The sequence below is a fragment of the Candidatus Protofrankia californiensis genome, from assembly GCF_900634765.1.
Taxonomy (GTDB): Bacteria; Actinomycetota; Actinomycetes; order Frankiales; family Frankiaceae; genus Protofrankia; species Protofrankia californiensis.
On record NZ_CAAAFT010000418.1, the window covers coordinates 1 to 2,319 of the forward strand.

Below are 2,319 nucleotides of genomic sequence, written 5' to 3' on the forward strand. Positions count from 1 at the left end.
GGCCCGCGGCCCGTCCGTCAACGCGCTTCAGTCCAGCCCCGAAGGGGCGAGACCTGACAGCGGTAGTCGGGCCACGGTGTCCCACAGGTATGCGCGGCCCTCGCGGCGCAGCTCGACCAGAGCGACTGCGCTGACGCCGGCTCGGGCCGGTGACAGATGTCGAAGCTCCTCGACCGCGGACACGATCGGCTGCGCGTTTGCGGAGCTGTTGCAGTAAGCGATGCCGATGTGTGGTCGGAAGCCGTGTGGTTTGGTGACGACCCCGGACGGGCCGAGTGCGGCAGCGGTGGCATCGAGGATGTTCGCGCGGATGGTGACGACCGGTTCCCAGGGCTGGACGCTGAGCCGGACGGCGCCGGAGGAGCCCGCGAGTGGCCCGATCATCAGCGTGAACGGGGGGATGTCCACGATGCGGTGTCGCGTCTCGCTGATGGCGGTGTCGAGTTCCGCGCGGTTGATCTGGTCAGTGAAGGCGAGACGTTGAAGGGTGAGGTGCAGCCCTTCGGCGGGGACGGGGTCGAGGACGGGCAGGCGTAGCCGGTCCTGGCATCGCGCGGCCAGGGTGTGCAGGTCGGTGGCGTTCTCGAACGTGAGCATCCAGTGGTATGAGCGGCGACCGGGTGTCCAGCCGGGACGGTCCCAGTGGTTGCCGAGCCGGTCGAGGGCGGCGAAGCGGTGCCAGTCATCCGCGACGGGATCTGTGGTCGGTGTGGTGGTCACCTGCTCCCACCGGCGGGGAGAGCGAGTGCGCGGGACGCCTCGGCGAGTTCGGTGACCGGCCCGATCTGGTGCCAGGGCTGAGCCTGGGTAACGAGTTCGTGGCTGCGGCGGCGGATGGACTCGATCGGGTTGCCGGCGACGCTGGTGAGGGCCTCGATGCCCAGGGCTGCGGCCTGTTCCGGGTCGGGGGCGTCGGAGAGCAGCAGGGCGGTTGCCAGGTCCAGGCGGACGAGACAGCGGCTCCACACGGAGGGGGACCGGTCTGCGACCTGGGCAGCCATGTCCGCATACTCCCGCACCCGGCCGGGCTCGCCCACCGAGACGTACGCGGTGGCGGCGTTCGCGGCGATGCGAGCGAGGCTGTAGGGCTCGAAGGAGATGCAGGGCGACATCCCGCCTGGCACCGGGTGGCACTCAGCCAGGTGAAACGCCTCGCCCACAGCCTTGTCGACCCCGTCCCGGTCTTCGAGCCGGCCGAGGGCGCGGGCTTCGCCGTTCACCGCGAGGCGGATTTCCTGGACTGATCCACCGGCGAGACGGCGGCCCTCCCGGGCGAAGTCCAGAGCGGCCTGATAGTTGCCGGCGTAGTACTCACACAGGCTCTGGGTTCCGCGCACCCATGCGGCGAGATCCCGTTGGCCGAGCAGATCGGCGATCTGGAGAGCCTCGACACAGTAGGCGCGGGCAAGCCCAAACCGGCCGGCATTGACCGCCATGTATCCAAGCATCCCGGAGAGACGGCCGGCGATCTCGTACAGCCGGTCACGGTGGCGGGGTGGTTGCCGGCCGTCCAGAAGGCCCTGCACCCGGCGGCGCTGCTTCAGCACACGCGGTGCGAGCGAGCCCGGTCCCGCCGTTTCGTACTCGTCGGCGATGGCCGAGATCAGCACGTCGAAGTGGGCGAGAACAGCGGGGCTGACGTTGGTGGTGCCGAGAGCCTCAATGCGGCGGCCGATCTCCTCGACAGAGTCCGGCTCCTCGTAGGCGACGTCCGGTGTGGTGGCGGGCTGTGTCGGCGCGGTCCAGTGTGCGATATCGGCCCGCGGCGCGAGCCCGAGCCGCATCCGGGCGTGGTCCGGCAGGCCGAGCCCGTCGGCGACCCGCTCGAACAGGTCGAACTCGGTGGCGACTCGCTTGCCGTTCGCGTACTTGCTGATATCTGGCTGGGCCAGACCCACACGCATGCCGATGCCGGGCTGACTGGCTCCGGCGTACTGCTGTACCAGCCGGAAGAGGGCGCCGACATCGCGCCCCGTCAGCGCGTCGACGACCCTGGGACGTTCCCAGAAGTCGGCCGGAATGACGAACGCGGACGGATCATGACGCATGTCGGCTCACCTCGTCCCGAAACACCGCTCCTCGTCGCTGATCGTAGCCACCTAATGTCAACGCGGAGACTCTTCCGGCAATTGGCGGTGGCGCGGACGATGCCCGGCGAGCACGGCCCGCCAGGGCCGCGCGCAGTCGGCCGCGCGGCGCGCGTGCCATCGCGTCCCTGCCGGAGGCCGAGCCTGGCCCAGTAGAGACATTCTTAACCAGCAAGATCAGTCCAGTTGTCGATGCCGGCAATGAGGGCTTGCCCCTGGGTGTAGCCGATAC

2 protein-coding genes are annotated in these 2,319 nt (G+C 69.5%); both read right to left on the reverse strand.

Annotated features, from left to right (window positions below; genetic code table 11):
* Positions 1–27: 27 nt before the first annotated feature.
* The gene (locus DD1DGNOD_RS21640; RefSeq protein ID WP_013874893.1) at positions 28–720 is read right to left on the reverse strand and encodes a 2'-5' RNA ligase family protein; all 693 of its coding nucleotides are present in this window, start codon (positions 718–720) and stop codon (positions 28–30) included.
* Positions 717–2,048 carry a transcriptional regulator gene (locus DD1DGNOD_RS21645; RefSeq protein ID WP_013874894.1) on the reverse strand — a complete coding sequence of 444 codons (1,332 nt, stop codon included), beginning with the start codon at positions 2,046–2,048 and terminating at the stop codon, positions 717–719. The genes DD1DGNOD_RS21640 and DD1DGNOD_RS21645 overlap by 4 nt, the downstream gene beginning before the upstream one ends.
* Positions 2,049–2,319: the final 271 nt, after the last annotated feature.